General features: G+C 46.5%; 3 protein-coding genes. 2 read left to right on the top strand and 1 reads right to left on the bottom strand.

Going from position 1 to position 1,917, the window contains the following annotated elements; translation table 11 throughout:
* Window positions 1–648 (top strand): IS1595-like element ISAeca5 family transposase (locus J9889_RS19180; protein ID WP_246878138.1); only part of this gene is annotated, 648 nt, incomplete at its 5' end.
* A gap of 55 nt (window positions 649–703) precedes the next feature.
* Here the strand turns inward: J9889_RS19180 and J9889_RS19175 are convergent.
* Window positions 704–1,348, bottom strand: coding sequence for a hypothetical protein (locus J9889_RS19175; RefSeq protein WP_246878137.1), 645 nt, complete (start codon window positions 1,346–1,348; stop codon window positions 704–706).
* A gap of 201 nt (window positions 1,349–1,549) precedes the next feature.
* Here J9889_RS19175 and J9889_RS19170 point away from each other — a divergent pair.
* Window positions 1,550–1,917, top strand: a 368-nt coding sequence (locus J9889_RS19170; protein WP_162231328.1) for a transposase, incomplete at its 3' end; no start/stop codon positions are given.

The raw sequence follows: 1,917 nt of genomic DNA, 5'->3' as shown, positions 1-1,917 counted from the left end.
TCAGCGATGGAGCTAAAGCGCCAGTTGGACGTCAAATATGACACCGCCTGGATGCTCAAGCACAAGCTGCTGCAAGCCATGAAAGAGTCCGATGACAAGCAGCCCATCAGCGGCATCATTCAGCTCGATGATGTCTACTGGGGTGGAGAGCGCCGTGGTGGCAAACGAGGTCGCGGCGCGGCAGGCAAGACGCCGTTTGTGGCAGCAGTAGCCCTGAACAAGGAAGGGCATCCAATCAAGATGCGGATGACGGTGGTCGATGGTTTCAAAACCAACGTCATTGCTGATTGGGCAAAACGGCATATTGCCAGTGGTAGCGCGGTGATATCCGATGGATTGGCCTGTTTCAAAGCGGTCAAGGAGGCCAATTGTGAGCACCTGGGTGTTGTCACCGGGGGCAACCTTGATTTGCTGGATCATCCGGCATTCAACTGGGTAAACACGATGATAGGGAATGTGAAGAACTCGCTGCGGGGCAGTTGTCATAAGCTCGGAGCGAAGCATTTACCAAGGCATCTTGCGGAATACTGCTTCCGGTTTAATCATCGTTTTGACCTCAAGAGCATGTTGGTTGAATTGGGGCATGCAGTCGTGGCAAGCCCTCCGATGCCATATCGGCTCTTGAAGCTGGCTGAGGGTCATGGGTAATCAGGAAATTATTTACTACACGTCATTCTGACGTTCCTTCTCCTTATGCCTTTAATCAGGCATCACTAAATACCTCGACATGTTCATAGGTGACACCATGAATTTTCATTGTTTCAAATATTTCCTTATAGAAACTTGAAGCAATTACCAGATTGCTGACATGCTGATTACGGATCTTCTCAAAATAACTCACTTTGAGATTCACACCAGGCAATATGCGATCGGCTTTATTCTTGTCACCATCAACGACAATGATATTCGTACTGTCCAAAATCTCTTTCTCAACTCCATTCAGAAGAATCACTGATGCAGAACCGGCCCCCCACCAGACGACGCTATCTGCCTTTCTAAGAAAATCATTTACTCTGTCGCGAGATGCATCGCACCGCTGCTTGAACATTGAGAGATTATCGATATAAAAGGCTTTATCAAAGGCCACTTCAATTTCGTTGTAACGTGTATTTTCAGCCTTGACAAAAACAACCCTTAAACTGTCATTCTCAACACGGTGATATATTATTTTAAGTTTGTTATCACGGGCCAAAACTTGCATGAAGTAGATATTATAATAGAAGAGGCGCTGTACATGAAAACCACCAAAATCAGGAACTTCAATGACAATTCTTCCGGCATCATTCAACGTTTCTGTCATCAATTTAAAGATAGAGAAGGGGTCTTCAAAATGCTCAAACACATGCATAAGATAGTAACCATCTACCTTGTCCGGAACATGACTAGCATTAAAATAACCCTTTATAACGTTAAGCCCCAAGCCCTTCGCAATATCGGCTTGGGGGCCAGGCTCAATTCCTGTTACATTGGAGAACCTGATTACCCATGATTAGCAGTCAGTTACCACGAACTATACTGATCTTACGTACAGTTATCGAGGTGCGAGATCATGGCCAAAAGCAAAATCCAATTCCAGAAAGGCTACAGTCTGTTTGAGTTTCTCAAGGACTATGGCACTGAGGCTCAGTGCGAAAATGCGCTGTTCACTTGGCGTTTTCCTAACGGCTTTGTCTGCCCTGAATGTGCCAACAAGACCTGTTGTCGCCTGAGAAGGCGGCCACGTGTGTGGCAATGCAATCACTGCCGTCACCAGATGTCATTGACTGGAAATACGATTTTCGCAAACACCAAGCTCCCACTGACCAAGTGGTTTCTGGCAATGCACCTGTTGTCACAAACCAAAACAGGCTTGTCAGCGATGGAGCTAAAGCGCCAGTTGGGCGTCAAATATGACACCGCCTGGATGCTCAAGCACAA

Origin of the sequence: Aeromonas sp. PrichA-15, assembly GCF_017939245.1 — a bacterium.
In the GTDB taxonomy this organism is placed as follows: Bacteria; Pseudomonadota; Gammaproteobacteria; order Enterobacterales; family Aeromonadaceae; genus Aeromonas; species Aeromonas caviae.
Note: the sequence above shows the minus strand (reverse complement) of the source record. Positions and strands in the feature narration are given on the sequence as shown.